16 protein-coding genes are annotated in these 17,495 nt (G+C 36.3%); all 16 read left to right on the forward strand.

What is annotated here, in order from left to right; translation table 11 throughout:
* The first annotated feature begins 70 nt into the window (after window positions 1–70).
* The 16 genes from EYS08_RS11655 (at window position 71) to EYS08_RS11730 (ending at window position 17,493) form a co-directional block, all read left to right on the forward strand.
* Window positions 71–898 carry a polysaccharide biosynthesis/export family protein gene (locus EYS08_RS11655; RefSeq protein ID WP_165456430.1) on the forward strand — a complete coding sequence of 276 codons (828 nt, stop codon included), beginning with the start codon at window positions 71–73 and terminating at the stop codon, window positions 896–898.
* Window positions 898–3,297, forward strand: coding sequence for a GumC family protein (locus tag EYS08_RS11660; RefSeq protein WP_131030195.1), 2,400 nt, complete (start codon window positions 898–900; stop codon window positions 3,295–3,297). The genes EYS08_RS11655 and EYS08_RS11660 overlap by 1 nt, the downstream gene beginning before the upstream one ends.
* A 79-nt stretch (window positions 3,298–3,376) precedes the next feature.
* On the forward strand, window positions 3,377–3,880 hold the full coding sequence (locus EYS08_RS11665) for a UpxY family transcription antiterminator (protein ID WP_131030196.1): 504 nt from the start codon (window positions 3,377–3,379) through the stop codon (window positions 3,878–3,880).
* Between the two features lie 152 nt (window positions 3,881–4,032).
* On the forward strand, window positions 4,033–5,832 hold the full coding sequence (asnB, locus tag EYS08_RS11670; RefSeq protein WP_131030197.1) for an asparagine synthase (glutamine-hydrolyzing): 1,800 nt from the start codon (window positions 4,033–4,035) through the stop codon (window positions 5,830–5,832).
* Between the two features lie 25 nt (window positions 5,833–5,857).
* Window positions 5,858–6,967, forward strand: coding sequence for a glycosyltransferase family 4 protein (locus EYS08_RS11675; RefSeq protein WP_131030198.1), 1,110 nt, complete (start codon window positions 5,858–5,860; stop codon window positions 6,965–6,967).
* Window positions 6,968–6,993: 26 nt separating this feature from the next.
* Complete coding sequence (locus EYS08_RS11680; protein WP_131030199.1) at window positions 6,994–7,851, forward strand: ABC transporter permease; 858 nt, start codon at window positions 6,994–6,996, stop codon at window positions 7,849–7,851.
* Window positions 7,852–7,971: 120 nt separating this feature from the next.
* The gene (locus EYS08_RS11685; protein ID WP_208745845.1) at window positions 7,972–8,289 is read left to right on the forward strand and encodes a four helix bundle protein; all 318 of its coding nucleotides are present in this window, start codon (window positions 7,972–7,974) and stop codon (window positions 8,287–8,289) included.
* A 99-nt stretch (window positions 8,290–8,388) separates the two neighbouring features.
* Window positions 8,389–9,651, forward strand: coding sequence for an ABC transporter ATP-binding protein (locus tag EYS08_RS11690; RefSeq protein WP_131030200.1), 1,263 nt, complete (start codon window positions 8,389–8,391; stop codon window positions 9,649–9,651).
* Between the two features lie 3 nt (window positions 9,652–9,654).
* Complete coding sequence (locus EYS08_RS11695) at window positions 9,655–10,368, forward strand: class I SAM-dependent methyltransferase (protein ID WP_131030201.1); 714 nt, start codon at window positions 9,655–9,657, stop codon at window positions 10,366–10,368.
* A 7-nt stretch (window positions 10,369–10,375) separates the two neighbouring features.
* The gene (locus EYS08_RS11700) at window positions 10,376–11,173 is read left to right on the forward strand and encodes a glycosyltransferase family 2 protein (protein WP_131030202.1); all 798 of its coding nucleotides are present in this window, start codon (window positions 10,376–10,378) and stop codon (window positions 11,171–11,173) included.
* Window position 11,174: 1 nt separating this feature from the next.
* Entirely contained in the window at window positions 11,175–12,101 is a 927-nt protein-coding gene (locus EYS08_RS11705; protein ID WP_131030203.1) for a glycosyltransferase family 2 protein, read from the forward strand.
* 6 nt (window positions 12,102–12,107) lie between these two features.
* Window positions 12,108–13,079 (forward strand): glycosyltransferase family 8 protein, encoded by a 972-nt coding sequence (locus EYS08_RS11710; RefSeq protein WP_131030204.1) that lies wholly within the window; start codon window positions 12,108–12,110, stop codon window positions 13,077–13,079.
* Window positions 13,080–14,231: a UDP-galactopyranose mutase gene (gene glf, locus EYS08_RS11715; protein WP_131030205.1), complete on the forward strand. Its 1,152-nt coding sequence runs from the start codon at window positions 13,080–13,082 to the stop codon at window positions 14,229–14,231.
* Window positions 14,232–14,234: 3 nt separating this feature from the next.
* Entirely contained in the window at window positions 14,235–15,371 is a 1,137-nt protein-coding gene (locus EYS08_RS11720) for a hypothetical protein (protein ID WP_131030206.1), read from the forward strand.
* Complete coding sequence (locus EYS08_RS11725; protein ID WP_131030207.1) at window positions 15,368–16,570, forward strand: glycosyltransferase family 4 protein; 1,203 nt, start codon at window positions 15,368–15,370, stop codon at window positions 16,568–16,570. Before EYS08_RS11720 ends, EYS08_RS11725 begins: the two co-directional genes overlap by 4 nt.
* Complete coding sequence (locus EYS08_RS11730; RefSeq protein ID WP_131030208.1) at window positions 16,570–17,493, forward strand: glycosyltransferase; 924 nt, start codon at window positions 16,570–16,572, stop codon at window positions 17,491–17,493. The genes EYS08_RS11725 and EYS08_RS11730 overlap by 1 nt, the downstream gene beginning before the upstream one ends.
* The last annotated feature ends 2 nt before the right edge of the window (window positions 17,494–17,495 follow it).

Raw genomic sequence — 17,495 nt, forward strand, 5'->3', positions numbered from 1 at the left:
AGTGATTTTTCTTCTTTTAATGATTTTAAAAGTATTTTTGTTATTGAAAATTATTCTAAGTATGTCCCCTATGCTAATGAACCTCAGCCGAAAATATATTTATTTGCTAGTCACTTTATTTTCTATTTTCTTTTTAAGTGCCTGCTCGGTTCGAAAAGAACGTACTTTATTTTATGCACCTTCCGACATTGTTACAGATACAATCAAACACGTTTATGTTGTTAATGACCAGGGAATCAGCGATGCCTATTATAAAATTAAAATTAGCGATCAGTTGGCTGTTAGGAATGTTCAAAACCCTGAGTTTGGGGCGACATTGAGTACAGGTGTTTCAGGTGCTTCAGCGAATAATGTTGCAGCAGCAGGAACTTCGCAAAATATTCTTTCTTTTCCGGTAGAACCTGATGGCATGGTTAATCTACCTGCTATTGGAAAAGTAGGAGTTGTGGGTTTAACCAGGCGGGAGGCCACAATCAAAATTCAAGATCTTTACAAGCAAAAATTACTAAAAGATCCGATTATTGAGTTAACCGTTGTTAACTTAAAGGTTACTTTATTGGGCGAATTTGGCAAACAGGGTAATTTTTTATTGGAAAAAGACAACACCAGCCTAATCGAAATCATTGGCGAGGCTGGTGGCATTACGAAAACTGCAGATCCTAAAACTTTAAAAATTATTAGAGGCGACCGCAGCCATCCTGAAATTATCTATGTAAACTTAACCGATATTAATAGTCTGGCGAGTAAAAAACTGATTCTGCAGAATAACGATATTATTGTATTGCAACCCACTAAAGGCTCTGCACTAAGTGAAAAACTTCAGAGCTTTAATAACATTGTACAACCTTTACTTGTTGTTGTTAATCTTGCCGTATTAATTTTTACCGTAACACGCTAATGGAAAGAGCAGAAAATTTAGAAGTTAAGGCTGTTAGTCAACAAATTGATTTTTACAAAATATTCAGGGTATTTTGGAGCAGATGGTATTGGATAGCTGGCTGCATTGCCATTGCATTGGTTGTTGCCAAGGTAAAAGTGCTTTATACTCAACCTATCTATCAAACCGGAGCTTCCCTTAAACTTCAGGATAGTAACCCAAGTGTGAGCACAAACAACCAGATGCCCACACAGGTTTATAACTATACTGATAAAATTCAGGCAGAAAGTTTTGTGATCCGCAGTAATGATGTTGTACTCAATGCCATCGCTAATCTCGATTACAAAATTTCTTACTATTTAAAAGGCAGAATCAGGACAACAGAACTGTACCCAAATATTCCTTTTCAGATCGAAATTATCCAACAGGATTCAGTTAATTTTAGCCGGGGTTTATATAATATCGAAGCCATTGATAATAAAACCTTTAGTATTGGCGATCCCAATAACGAAAAAGCCAAACAGACCGTTCACCATTATGGTGAGGTACTCCATATGGGTAATATGCAATTCCGTATTAAATCCACAGTACCCAAAGGGGATTACAGTTTTAAATTTAATACCAAAGAAGATTTTATCGGACGGGCCATGGGCCTAAATGTGGCAGAAGCTGCCAGATTTACCAATGTAATGAGTTTAAGCTTAACCGATGGCAATCCTGTTTTTGCTGCAGATATGCTCAACGCCATTATGAAGGAGTATGTCCGTTATGACCTGATCCAAAGGCAACGTTCGGCTAAACAGACCGTACAGTTTATTGATACACAGTTGGGCTTTATCAATACTGAGGCTGGCAAATCTGGCAACATCTTAGCCAATTATAAAACTAAAAACAAGATGGTTGATCTCGGGTCTGCCACCACTACAACGATTGGTAAATTATCAGATTTTGAGAAACAGAAAACAGAGCTTAATATTAAACAGCTTGCAATTAAGCAACTGGAAGATCAGGTAAACAACAACCGCTCGAAGGTAGAAATTGGCCTAGACATAGAAGGCGATTTAAATAGCGGACTAGGGGCCTTGGTCACTCAACTCAATACCCTATTGGCCAATAGAATAGTTAAACTAAATCAGTTTAATACAGATTCGCAACCTGTAAAACAGATAGACCAACAGATTGCCAATGTAAAAGCGAGCATAAGAAGCAATGTACAGGCGATGCGCAAGAATAACGAACAGACCATTCGTTACATCGACAGTCAAATTTCCGGTGTAAACCAGAACATCAGTACCATTCCTGCCAAAGAACAAAACTTTGTAAAACTCAGTACCAACTTTGAGGTGAACAATAAGGTACGTTCTTATTTATCTGAGAAAAAATTAGAAGCCGAAATGAATGCTGCGGCCACGGTGTCTGGCGCTGCTATTGTAAATTTGGCTTACCCGTCTTATTATTCTATTTCCGCAGATTCAAACAAGATTTATACTTTTGCCATTCTATTTGGCTTAGGTGCTGGTATGGGATTGATCCTATTGGTCAGGTTTTTAAATCCTTACATCTACGATAAAGAGACAGTTGAGGGTTTAACCAATACCCCAATTATTGGCGTGATCCGCAAGTTCCCGGATTATATTGATCAGGATAACCGTCAGGCTTTATCCATTGCGAAACCTAAGTCAGTTTTCGCCGAGTCGGTAAGATCTGTGCGCACGAACCTAAGCTTTTTGGCCAGCCATAAAAAAAGCAAGGTAATCTGCATTACGTCCGAGATATCCGGTGAGGGCAAATCATTTGTTACCGTAAATCTAGCCGGTACACTAGCGCTAATTGAGAAAAAAGTAATCTTAATTGCTGCCGACCTACGCAAATCGAGGTTACACAAAGTTTTTGGAAGCGATAACCGTAAAGGCCTGAGTTCCATTTTATCCGGACAGCATAGCTTGGAAGATGTACTGATACACGATGAGGTACACCATATCGACTTTATTCCATCTGGCCCTGTACCACCCAATCCTTCGGAGCTTTTACACACTGCTGCCATGCGTGATCTATTGAAAACCTTAGAAAAAGAATATGATTATGTGTTGGTCGATACCGCCCCAGTAGGTTTGGTTTCTGACGCGATTCCCTTGATCCGGAATTCGGATATTAACCTATTTGTGATCCGCTCCGGTATATCGCAAACACGGGCGGCGGCTATACCGGAAAGGCTATCACGGGAATATGGACTGAGTAATATGGCCATTGTGTTGAATGCATTTGGCGATGATGCCCTTTATTCTAATTATTATACCACCGATTATAGCCGAGGCGGAGGCAACAGCACCTATTATTATTCTGATTACTCGGGTTATTCGGGATCTGGGTATTATGATGATGAAAACAGAAAGTGGTGGATGTTTTGGAAGAAGAAGTAGGTTCATTTGTCAATAGTTCATGGCTAATTGCTTAGGATGGTTAATGGAGATGGATAGAATTGTTGAAATAGATTAGCTAATGATCGATCAAAATTACAGGTGGTATCCGGTTTATACACGTTCGAGGGCTGAAAAAAAGGCTCATGAAGAGCTGATGAGAAAGGGTATTACCTCTTACCTCCCGCTAAAAAAAACGGTTAAACAGTGGAGCGACCGCAAAAAAATTATTGAAGAGGCTTTAATTAAGTCGTACCTGTTTGTGTATATTTCGGCCAAAGAATATGCTGAAGTTTTGATGACCAATGGCATTGCCAGGTTCATCTATTTCTCCAGCCAAATAGCGTCTATACCCGAACAACAAATCAATGATCTTAAACTCCTGCTCGCTACCGATACAGAACTTGAGGTTTTTGAATACGACATCAAACCTGGTGAGCGTGTGCTGATCAAAGCAGGTCCCTTTAAGGGGATCCTGGCAGAATTGGTATCGATACAGAATAAACAACGTATTATTTTACGTTTACAGAATATGGGTTATTCGATAAATATCAATACATCGATAGCTTTTGTGGAACCGATATAAGATGTGAGATTTGAGTCCTTAGATGTAAGAAGAGGGAAGGACTCAACAAAATATATAACGAAATAATCAGTTCATTTTTAAAAATAGAATGTGACTGAGGGGGCGAAGCTGTGCCCGGCCAAGAAATACCAAATGACCATTACCTTTTACAGATGTGCCGTATTGCGGGAATTATAGATAGCAGCAGGCCAATCGATCTACTTCAAACAGAAGTTAAAGGCATGTGCACGTTAATGGCTCATGGCGGGCCAGATGATGAAGGTTTTTACGCCAATGCCGGCGATGGAATTGTGATGGGGCACAGGCGTCTGGCCCTGATCGATTTATCTCCCAAGGGACATCAGCCCATGCTTTATCAGAACGGAAAACTGGTTATTTCTTTTAATGGCGAAATCTATAATTATCAGCTGTTAAAAAAGGAGCTTCAGTACCTCGGCTTTCAGTTTAAGACCGGGAGTGATACCGAGGTTATTTTAGCCGGCTATGCCGCGTGGGGAGTTGAGAGTTTCGATAAGCTAAAAGGCATGTTTGCTTTTTGTTTGTATGACGCTGATCTAAAACATAGCTACCTCGTACGTGACCCATCGGGTATTAAACCCTTATATTTTCGTGCAATCGAAAAACATCTGGTTTTTTCTTCGGAAGTTAAAGCCTTTGCAGAGACTGGTTATAGTTATACAGAACACGCGGATTGGCAAATCCTTTTTCTGGCCTTCGGGCATTTACCAGAGCCCTATACTACTTTTAGCGAAGTGATGATGTTGCCTAAGGGCCACTACTTGATCTGGCTACATCAATCGGATACTTTCGAAATCAAAAGTTATGTCCAGCACCACCCGATAAAAGAGATCACTGATTATCAGGAAGCCAAAACTGTAGTACGACAAAATTTATACGCAGCAGTTAGAAAACATCTTTTATCTGATGCTAAAATCGGTGTTTTTTTAAGTGGTGGGATCGACAGCAGTATTTTGAGTTTGCTTGCTGATGGAATTCTGGCAGCAGATAGTTTAAAGCTCAATACGGTATCGATCAATTTTGAAGAGGCTGAATTTTCTGAGCAGGTTTTTCAGGATACTGTTGTTGAGCGGCTTCATGGTAAACATTCAGCATATACCATCACGCCTGCCCTCTTCTCAGAACATTTCCAGGCAGCCTTAAACGCCATGGATCAACCTACTGCCGATGGCATTAATTCGTGGTTCGTTAACTATTTCGCTAAAGAAAACGGCTTAAAGGCTGTTTTATCCGGTATTGGCGCTGATGAGCTCTTTGGGGGATATCCTTCTTTTAAACGGATGGGCTGGATCAGACATTTGAAGAGACTGCCTCAGTTCATTCTCAGAAAAAGTCTGCGCTTTAAAAAGGCTTCGTTAAAACGATCATATTATTTAAGTTACCAGAATACAGTTGGAGAGTATCTTTTTTTAAGAGGGATATTCACCCCTGATGAAATCGCCCGGTTGTTATCGTGCACAATTGCAAAAGTTGACCAGGTTCTTCAAAATGCATTTATTAACCCTATTCCGAATCATTTAAAAGATGGCGAAAGAGCAAGTTGGTTAGAATGTAATTTATACATGCAAAATCAATTGCTTAAGGATACTGATACCATGAGCATGCGGCACGGTGTAGAAGTCAGGGTTCCCTTTTTAGATCAGGATTTACTGGGCACACTAGGTGCGATGGATGCTGGCTTAAAGTTTAAAGGTAAACGTGATAAATCACTTTTAATAGATGCATTTACAGACATTCTTCCCCGATTGATCTGGGACCGCAAAAAAATGGGCTTCACCTTCCCTTTTCAAGATTGGTTGAAAAACGATGAGCATTTCCTCCATTCGATAAAAACTAGCGAGAATACATTCGTTTCAACAATGGTTGATGATTTTAGGCAAGGGAATTTACATTGGAGCAAAGTGATTGTTCTTTATCAGGTGTTTAGGGTTTAGGGTTTAGGGTTTAGGGAAAACAAATTTGAAAAACAAAAAAATTTTATTTCTTACTTTACATACTTTCAGTTTAACTGGAGGGATAGAAAAGGTGAGCAAAACCTTTGCGAAAACGCTTGATGACCTGAAAACCAGTGCGCAAATCCAGTCTTACCAGGTATTGTCGATGTATGATAATGAACCTGATCTGGGTTATGTATCACAAAGTTCATTTAAAGGATATCATGGCCAAAAAACAACTTTTGGTTTAGCGGCCATCAAAGAAGGATTAAAAGCAGATGTGATTATTTTAAGTCATGCGCATTTGTTACTTTTTGCCCTGATCACCAAAAGGTTAAAACCAAGTGTCCGTATCGTGCTCTTTGCTCATGGGATAGAGATTTGGAATGCTTTAGCGGGCTGGAAAAAGCAAATACTGAGCAAAACAGAGATCTGGGCGGTGAGCCGATATACAGCAGATCAGATTATACATCGTCATGGAATAGCTGCGAGCAAGATAAAAGTATTAAACAACTGTTTAGACCCGTATTTTAAATTAAGCGAATCGGTTTCAAAACCTGCTACGCTTCTCGCTAAATATGGCCTTAATCGCGATCAAAAAGTGATATTAACGATCTGCCGTTTATCTTCATCAGAACAATATAAAGGTTACGACCAGGTTATCGAATGCTTAGAGCAGGTCATTAAGGTTTATCCAGATATAGCTTACTTGTTGGTTGGAAGAGGTGATGCTACGGAACTAGCGCGTATTCAAAAGCTCGTAGTTAAATTTAACCTCCAAAAAAACGTAATACTTACAGGTTTTGTTCCGGAAGATGAACTTGTTTTACATTATCAATTGGGTGATGTATTTGTAATGCCGAGCAAGGCAGAAGGATTTGGACTCGTTTTTATCGAAGCTGCCGCTTATGGTTGCGCTGTAATTGGCGGTAATGCTGATGGCAGCAGGGATGCCTTAATGGATGGCGAACTGGGTACCCTTCTGAATCCTAATGATGCAGCAGCAATGGGTGAAGCTATTATCGTTGCCTTGCAAAAAGAAAGGCCTGATATTAAAGCGATCCAGGAACTGTGTTATAGAACATTTGGATACAGGCAGTATCAAGAAAAAGTATCGAACTTGCTATTGGTATAAGGAGATAAAGAAGAATATAAATAAGCATGCATAACGACGAACACACCTGGACCATTGAGGCTAAAGCTTCCTTATTCGATCTAAAGCTCAACGAAATTTGGGCTTACCGCGATCTGCTTTGGTTATTGGTTCGGCGGGATTTTGTTTCTTTCTATAAACAGACCATATTAGGCCCATTGTGGTTTTTCATCCAGCCCTTATTTACCACGATCATCTTTACTTTTATTTTCGGGAATCTGGCCGGAATATCTACTGATGGTTTACCCAAACCACTTTTCTATATGGCAGGGATTACCGCCTGGAACTATTTTGCCGATTGTTTAACCAAAACTTCCACTGTTTTTAAAGATAATGCCAATATCTTTGGAAAGGTATATTTCCCACGTTTAATTATGCCTTTGAGTATAGTAGTGAGCAATTTGGTACGCTTTGGTGTACAGATGATATTATTTCTCTTAATGATGGCATATTACCATTTTGTTGTTGGAGCAAGCTTTAATATTACCTGGGCCATTACACTATTTCCTGTTATTGTTGTTTTAATGGCATTACTGGGTTTAGGCGCAGGAATGATTATTTCGGCAATGACCACTAAATATCGGGATCTTGCTTTCTTGGTTACTTTTGGAGTGCAGCTGCTGATGTATGCGACTACGGTCATTTATCCTCTATCTACAGCAATTGAAAAATACCCAAAATATGCCTGGATTGTTAAATATAACCCGATGACACCTATTATTGAGACCTTTCGATATGGGTTTCTGGGTGAGGGAAGTTTTAGCTGGGGGAGTTTGGGTTATGCTACTGGCGTTACAGTTGCTTTATTGATTTTTGGGATTGTGATTTTTAATAAAGTGGAACGAAATTTTGTTGACACGGTGTAAGGAGGTTAGAGAATTAGGGTTTAGCGTGCAATGTTTAGGAGTAGTGTCCAGGTTTAACGAAACTTTCATATATTCATGGCTATCATCCCTTATTTATTTCATCTATAAAAAATAAGGAATATGCACACCTGCTCATTTGAAAAACTAGAAGTCTGGCAACTATCCAGATCTTTTAGAAAAGGCATTTGCCAACTTACGGTAAAGTTCCCCAAGGAAGAAACCTTTGGCTTAACCAGCCAGATTAAAAGATCGATTAGTAGCATTGGGGCTTGCCTAGCGGAAGGATCCGGAAAAACTACTTCGAAAGATAAAGCCCATTATACAAATATGACCTATACCACTAAACTCGAAACCTTAAATCATTTAATCGCTGCAATGGACCTTGATTATATAACCAACGAAGAATATTTAACGTACCGATCGAAATTGAAAACATAACGATTAAGTTGAGTGGGCTTAGAAATTCACAAATTAATAACGCTAACCCCTAACCACCTAAGCCCTAACCTTTTTCCTATAACCTCTAACCGCTAAACATTGTCAAAAAATAGTGCCATAAAAGTAGAAAATCTTAGTAAAGCTTATCAATTGGGACAAATCGGCACTGGCACCATTAGTCGCGATTTAGAACGTTGGTATGCCCGTATGCGTGGAAAAGAAGATCCTTTTTTAAGAATTGGAGAAACCAATGATCGCAGCATTAAAGGTGAAAGCGATGTAGTTTGGAGTTTAAAAGACATTAATTTCGAAATTGAGCAAGGCGATGCCGTTGGCATTATCGGGCGTAATGGCGCAGGCAAAAGCACGTTATTAAAAATCTTAAGTAAGGTTACCGCCCCTACTACTGGCAGAATATCTGGGAAAGGCCGGATAGCCAGCTTATTAGAAGTAGGTACCGGTTTTCATCCAGAGCTAAGTGGCCGCGAAAACATTTTCTTAAATGGCGCTATTTTGGGCATGCGCAAAAAGGAAATCCAACGTAAGTTTGATGAAATTGTAGATTTTGCAGGGATTGATAGATATATTGATACGCCTGTAAAACGGTATTCTTCAGGCATGTACGTGCGTTTGGCTTTTGCCGTAGCTGCACATTTGGAATCAGAAATTTTAATTGTGGATGAAGTATTGGCTGTGGGTGATGCAGAGTTTCAGAAAAAGTGCTTGGGCAAAATGGGCGAAGTAAGTAAGGGTGAAGGAAGAACGGTGTTGTTTGTGAGCCATAATATGGACGCAGTTGCTACACTAACCAGCAAATCAATTTATTTAAAAAATGGAAAATTGAACCTATATTCTAATACTGAATCCGTAATAAAAGAATATATTGAAGCTGACAAAAATGAAGTCGGAGTTTATTCAAAAGAACCAAAATTAAATATTCCATCTTTCACACGTATTGAAGTCTTAACTTCAGAAATAGATGGTTCACATATGAATGGTAAAGACTTAGTTATTGATTTGGAAATTAATATGCCAGAAGTAATTGAGGGCATGTCTTTATCTCTTCAAATATGTAACCCAAAAGAACAACCAATAATTTATACATACATATTTGATACTGACACACCATTATTAAGAAAAACAGGTATTAATAAAATGCGCTGTACACTATCAAATTGTAAATTATACGCCGACAGATATTATTTAATTGCGCATTTAGCTGAAACAAAAGGCAAATCTAAATTTGAAGAGATCCATAGAATATGTGAGTTTGAAGTAGTAATGCCAAATAAGATAATAGAATGGGGCTGGCAGAAGGATGTATGTGTGTATACTGAGGATTTTAGATGGGAGAAAAAATAAATTATGAGAACTGAAAACTTAGGGCGCCTTAGTACAACGGACATAAAAGTTGATGATTTATATTATTTGCATTATAAATATTATCACAAAGATTTATTTAATGCATTTAATCAATATGCAACTGGTAAATTACTAGATATTGGATGTGGAAATAAACCATATCAAGATAAACTAAAAGATAAAATCAATGACTATATAGGCGTAGATGTAATTCAGTCAAGTGAAAACAAGGTTGATTTTTTATGCCCAGCCAATAATATTCCTCTCGAAAGTAATCAGTTTGAAACTATTATATCTACACAAACAATTGAGCATGTCGAAGACCACCAGGGTTTAATAAACGAAGCATACAGGTTGCTAAAATCTAATGGCATCTTTATAATTAGCGGGCCAATGTACTGGCCACTACATGAAGAGCCTTATGATTTTTTTAGATTTACTAAACATGGCTTTAGATATCTTTTAGAAAAAAGTGGATTTGAAATAGTTGAGATTAAATCAAATGGAGGAAAATGGTCGGTAGCAGGACAAGCATTGCTTCATGCATTATATCCCCAAGTTTATTTTATAAGTGGCTTTAAAGGAAAATTACTGCGGTTTTTGCTCAAACTCATTGGAGGGATAAAATCAATTAATAAGTTTTTTGTATTTATGGATAACCAAGGTACCATTGATCATTCTAATACAATGAATTATGTAGTTATTGCAAAAAAATAAAACAATAATGATTCTTTCTGTTGTAATACCTTGTTATAATCATGGCGAATTTGTTCAGGACGCTATTGATAGTGTTTTAACGTATCAGGACCAATCTATTGAAATAATAATTGTCGATGATGGTTCTACCGATTTAGCAACCATTAATAAGATTGATGAGTTAAAAAAAGCGGGATATCATATCATTCAACACAAAAATTCGGGGCTAGCATTTAGTAGAAATGCAGGGATCTTGGCTGCAAGAGGAAAATACATTTTACCACTAGATGCAGATAATAAGATTAAATCTGATTATATCAGAAAAGGGATAAAATTATTGGATCAAGGGATCTGTGATATCGTTTATGCAAAGCCCTCTTTTTTTGGAGAAAATATACCCGAAAGAAAATTTTTACCTTACGAATTTTTAGGTCATAGATTATTCTCTAGCAATTACATTGATGCATGTGCCATTTTCAGAAAATCTGTATGGAAAAAAATTGGAGGTTATGATGAGAAAATGCCATATCAAGGCCACGAAGATTGGGAATTTTGGTTGAAGTGCTATGTTAATGAATTTAGGTTTGTTTTTATAAATGAAGAACTGTATGAATATCGAATAGATAAAGGTTCAATGATAACTCAAATATCATCACAAAAATTTGAAGCAAACCAAGACTATATAATGATTAAATACAAGAATCAAATTTTTAATCACATTGAAAGAACGCATTGTTTTCAGCAGTTCTACGAAAATGATCAAAAAAATTATTTAAGAACAAGTTTTAAATATCTATCTAAATTTTTTAGAGCACTTTTAGAATAAAATGGATATCACAGTAAGTGTTATTTTACCGAATTATAACCACGGAAAATTTCTTTCACAAAGGATTGAGTCAATTTTATATCAAACTTATACCAACTTCGAGTTGATTATTTTAGATGATGCATCAACGGATGATAGTGCATCTATTATAGAAAAATATCGTGGGCATGAAAAGGTTTGCACAATTGTATATAACGAGCGAAATAGTGGAAGTACCTTTAAACAATGGGAAAAAGGAATTAAACTTGCTAAGGGTGAGCTAATATGGATTGCTGAAAGCGATGATTACGCAGATCCTACATTTTTAGAGCAAACAACTAAAGCAATTTTATCATCTGAGGACATTAATTTGTGCTTTGCTCAATCTTATAGAGTGAATAGTAAAAGTGAAATTAAAGAAAACTGTTTAAACTGGTATGGTAAAGATTTCAAGGCACCGTTTATCATAGAAGGAAAAGATTATATCAAAAAATATTTATGGGATGCTAATACCATATATAATGCAAGTGCCGTATTGTTTAGAAAAAAAGCTTATCCAATTAATGATAAAACCATTTGTGAATTAAAGTTTGTAGGTGACTGGTTTGTTTATATTAAGTTAATAGAACATGGGAAATTGGCCTATCTTCCCGAACCGCTGAATTACTTTAGGTTTCATGAATCCTCTGTTACCACTAAATTCAATAACGGCAAGTTGCATCTTTTCGAGAACTATTTCATTTTAAAATATATCTCAGAGCAGAGATTATATGACTTAAAAGAAAAATACAATACACGTTTAAATTATTTGGCTGGGCTTATTTTAACAAGAAACCTAAGTTTTAGCGAGGTGAGGAAAATGATAAATTATGCGATTAAGTTTGATCCTTATCTTATATTGAGATTATTGTCTATAAGGGTTAAATTGCTTTTTAAGAAAGCTAGCTAACACATCATGCAAATAGCGATAGTTTGTGCAAGTGATAACAACTTCGCGTTACCAATGATGGTAATGTTATCTTCTGCCGTTATAAATTTAGATAAAAATAGCATTGTAGACATCTACATTATTGATTCTGGAATTTTAGAAAAAAACCGACAAAAAATCGAGCATCTAATTACTCGTTATAATAATGTGAACTCACTGAGTTTTTTAAATAAAAACTTAGAAGATAACAAAAATCTTTACGCAACATCAGCAATCAATAAAACTACCTATTTAAGAATTTTGCTCTCTACTCTCTTGCCTAACCTTGAAAAAGTAATTTACTTAGATAGCGACCTCATTGTTGAGGATGACTTGATTAAAATTTGGTCAATTCCATTTGATGGTTGTTTAGCTATGGGTATACAAGATTATTATTTCCCCACCGTGTCTTCAAATGAAGCACTAGAAAATTATAAAGAATTAGGTCTTAATACGGACACGCCTTTTTGCAACGCAGGAGTAATTGTGATGAATCTAGCCGCATGGCGAGTTGAAGACATTGGCAACAAAATCATGAATTATTGCGAAACAACCAATCAAAATGACCAACAAGGAATAAATGCTATCTTAGCTGGAAGATGGAAGTTAATCGACCCTAGATGGAATGTAACGCTATCATCGCTGGACTCGTTCAAAAATACTTCGTTCTATCGAGATCTGTCATTAGAAGAAGTACGAGAAACTTTATTATCTAAACCAGGAATCCTGCATTACACAAGTTGGTTTAAACCTTGGCATTTAGGTTTACAACGTTTGGCTTTAATTAATAACTACTACTCGCAAAATCAAAGAAGTAGATTCTATTTTTATTTAAAAATGAGTGGATGGTTTAACCCTCTTCATTTTTCATTATGGCTATGGTTAAGAAAATCAATTCTTTTTTTTGGGATGAAACTTCCTCATCAGGTCAAAAATATGTCTTTAAAGCTAAAGCTGTAAATGAAAAAAATCTTAATTGTAGGTGCTGGTTTCTCGGGAGCGGTTATAGCTAGGGAGCTTGCTGATACAAATCAGTATCAAATAACCGTAATTGAAGAAAGAGGCCACATTGCTGGTAATTGTTATACGGAAAGAGATGCCGAAACTAATATTATGGAGCATGTATATGGCCCGCATATTTTTAATACCAGCAATGAAAAAGTATGGAATTATATCCAAAAATTCGGCGAATTTATACCCAGTATCAACAGGGTTAAAGCAGTGACTGAAAAGGGTGTTTTTTCAATACCAATTAATCTGTTAACGATTAATCAATTTTTTAACAAGAACTTTAATCCTAGAGAAGCTACTGACTTTATTACCTCAAAAGGCGACCATACGATAATAGAAGCTAAAAATTTCGAAGAACAAGCGTTAAAGTTAATCGGAACAGAACTATATGAAAATTTCTTTAAAGGTTACACCATTAAACAGTGGGGATGTGACCCAAAAGAGCTGCCAGCGAGTATACTAAACAGGTTGCCCATAAGGTTCAACTATGACGACAATTATTATAATTCTAAATTTCAAGGAATTCCACGAAACGGTTACACTGAGGTAGTGTCTAACCTATTGAATCATGAGAATATTAAAGTAATATTAAACACAAAATACACTAAGGCAAAAAATAGTGGCTTTGATCATGTTTTTTATGCTGGGCCACTAGATGCTTATTTCAATTTTTCATTAGGTAAACTGGCCTATAGAAGTATCTATTTTGAAAAAGAAGTATTTGATGGCGAAGACTATCAGGGTAATCCCGTAATAAATTATTGCTCCGAATCGGTCCCTTATACTCGTATCCATGAACATAAACATTTTACACCATGGGAGAAACATGAGAAAAGTATCTATTTCAAAGAATATAGTAAAGAAACAGAAGATAGCGATATTCCATACTATCCTAAACGTTTAGCTGCCGATAAAGAGCTTTTAAGAAGTTATAGACATTTGGCTGAAAACGAGAATAATATAACCTTTATAGGTCGCCTAGGAACATATAGATATATGGACATGCATCATGTAATTGATGAGGCACTAACCATAAGCGAAGATTTTATCAAAACCGGGGATGCAACTAGTTTCTATAAATTCCTAAATAGTGAAAGTTAATTAATGATTAAAGTTCACTGGTTTAGAGACGCACCTGAAGAGCGAAATGATTGGCTCCGTTTCGGCCTAATGGAGCTTGCAAAAAAAAAGGAAATTCGCTACTCGGAATGGGATTTAAAACAGATGACCGCATATGGTTTTTCTCAGGAGATTCTATCCAAGCCGAGCCATCGCCATTTATCGTTTCTTGTAGTTGATGATGGAAATCGAAGAGTAAAATGCATTATAGACAACGAAGATTCTTTTGCGCTATTTTCGGAACTCATCATCTATGCGGATGTTTATTTTTGCGCAGGGTATAATAGCGATGTATTTGAGCGGAAATCGCTACCTAAGTTCTACAACTGGCAAACCGCAACAGATGTAGCATGGTATACTGATCTACTTTCAAAAAAAATCCTACGCTTTGGAGATGAATTTTATAAGGTAAAAAAATTTATACCCATAGGGCCCAATCTCTGGAAAGATCTTCCAATTGGAAAAAGAAAACAGCTGACATTAAATATTCAACATCGCCTTCGAAAAATATTTGGGTTATCTAATCAATATCAAGCAGTTCATAAGGTTTTTCTATCAAGATATGACGACTTAATGAAATTAAGACATGAAAAACTAAGTTTTGATATCACCTTAAGTGATACTTCTTGGGGATGGCCAACACATCGGATTAAGCTACACCAACAATTGAAGAAACTTTCGAAAGAAGGATTTAACATACATTCTATATTAAAACTTGCAGAGCCATCTGTTTGTGATAATAGTATTTCAATAAATTTAGACCATAAAGACTTTCCAATGGAAATTGGGGGAATTTTAGGCTATGAGCAGATGCTTGCATCTTCAAAACTTGGTGTTTTTGCTTGTGGTTTTCATTGGGGATGGAGGAATATTTTAACCTTAGCGTTATTCTTTGGAATTCCCGTGGTAACAGATAGATTATTAACAGAAGCCTACTTTGACATCGATGAATTTATAATTCATGAAACAGAAGATGAAAACTGGCTTCTTGTTAAGGATTTGTTAAACGATCTTGATCCATTCGAGTGGGAGAAAATAAAAAAACATAACCAGCAGGTTTACGATAAATACCTTCATCCTGAAAGTGTGGCCAATTATTTCATTAGTCAAATTAACTTATGAGAATAGCCTATATTTCTTACGAACATCCTTTAGGTATTGTTGGGGGTGGAATTGGCACCTACATCGGTCAGATTTCAAAACTAATGGCAAGTAGAGGGCATGAAATAGAAGTATTTAGTGGTCATATGGATCAAAATCAAACCTTAAATATAGACGGTTATACCCTGCACCTAATTAAATCCTCCAATAGTTCGGAGTTTAGAAAAAATGTTTTAGCTAAATTTATTGACAGACATGAAGCAAAATTATTTGAAGTTATAGAAAGTCCGGAATATGGTGCGGATGCCTTGCTAATAAAGAAAAAATTCCCCAATCTACCACTAGCTGTCAAATTGCATACACCTAGCTTTTTGGTTTCACTGCTGAACAATTACAATGGGACGTTTCTAAAAAAACTTAGATTCATCATAGGTGGATTGATAAGAGGGAAAATTGTAAAGCCCTATTGGATTTACAACAAAGAAAATGACCCCGAGTATCAATTATTTCTATTATCTAATTCAGTTTGTAGTCCTTCAAATAGTTTGAAAAAAATTGTTAATGAAGCATGGGGAAATAAGGCTATATCGGTAATACCAAATTTATTTATACCATCAATTGACTTGATCCCTGCAGCCAAAAAAGATGAGGATGCCATTACCGTTACTTTTATAGGCAAGTTAGAAAGAAGAAAGGGCATATTGGATCTGATAAAGGCTATACCTATGATTTTAAAAGAAGAGCAGAAAATCCATTTTATGTTTGTAGGTACTCCACTTGGATCCCCAAACAAAGGTTTAAAGATGGATGAGTATATAAATTTGAAACTAAAAAAACATATAAATCATATAGAATTTAAAGGCTTTGTTGCATACCAGGAGATGGATAAGGTTTTTAAGGAAACCGACATCTGTATTTTTCCAAGTCTTTGGGAAAATTTCCCGACAGTTTGTCTTGAAGCAATGTCTGCAGGAATTCCAGTAATAGGTACTGGTAACGGTGGGATGGCAGATATTATAGAGAATGATAAAACAGGAATTTTAATCCACAAAAATTCACCTAAGGAAATTACCCAAGCTATTGTGAAGTTAAAACGGAATTATAAGCTCCGTAAAGAAATAGCAGTAAATGGTCGCAAACATATTTTAGAGAATTATAATGGAGACAAAATGGGTAAAATTATTGAGGGTTTTTATAAAAAAACAATAGAAGCTCACTAATGGAAAAGGTTTCTGTAGTCATATGTGCATATAATCCAAATAGGGCAATATTTGAAAGGGTAATCGATTCATTACAAAATCAAACTCTTGAATTCGAATATTGGGAATTGTTGATTATTGACAATAATAGCTCCTCCCCGATCTCAGATTGGTTAACTATCAATTGGCATCCTCAAGGTAGGATTATCTCAGAAATTAAACCGGGTCTAATTAATGCCAGAAATAGAGGAACTATTGAAGCCAAGTACGATTATATTATTAGTGTGGATGATGATACGCTCTTGTGCGATAATTATTTAGAATTAGCACAAAAAATCTATACTTCCGACCCCAACTTAGGAATAATTGGAGGTAGATCAACCCCAATCTATCTTGAAAAACCACCAAAGTGGATTTCTCAATTTAATGGTCTTTTAGCCATACGCGATTTGGGAGAAATGGAAATTGTACAACAACTTAACCATGAAAGACCAACCGAATATCCCACAATTGCCCCAATCCTAATTGCCCCTAGAAAGAAATGTATGGAAGAATACATTTCTTTCTTCGAAAATAGTTTGATTAGTAAATCTCTAGGTAGAAAGGGAAGTAGTTTAGCATCAGGTGAAGACAATGATATCAATATGTTTATATATGCCAAGGGCTACAAGATTGGATATTTTCCCGATTTAAAGTTTGAACATATTATTCCTGCATTTAGAACTACAAAAAAATATTTAGTCGAAATGGCTTATGAAAGCAATAGATCTTGGGTGAAGATGTTAACCAACCATGGTATTAATCCCTGGAAAAAAATTAAAAGTAATACTGTTTTACTAAGGCAAGCCAAAGCATTTTTCACTTATAAAGCTTGGAAAAACACACCAAATTATATCAAATGGCGGGGTGCGTGTGGAAAATTTAAAGGATTATCCGAACTATAATT

The sequence above is a fragment of the Pedobacter kyonggii genome, from assembly GCF_004310665.1.
Classification (GTDB): domain Bacteria; phylum Bacteroidota; class Bacteroidia; order Sphingobacteriales; family Sphingobacteriaceae; genus Pedobacter; species Pedobacter kyonggii.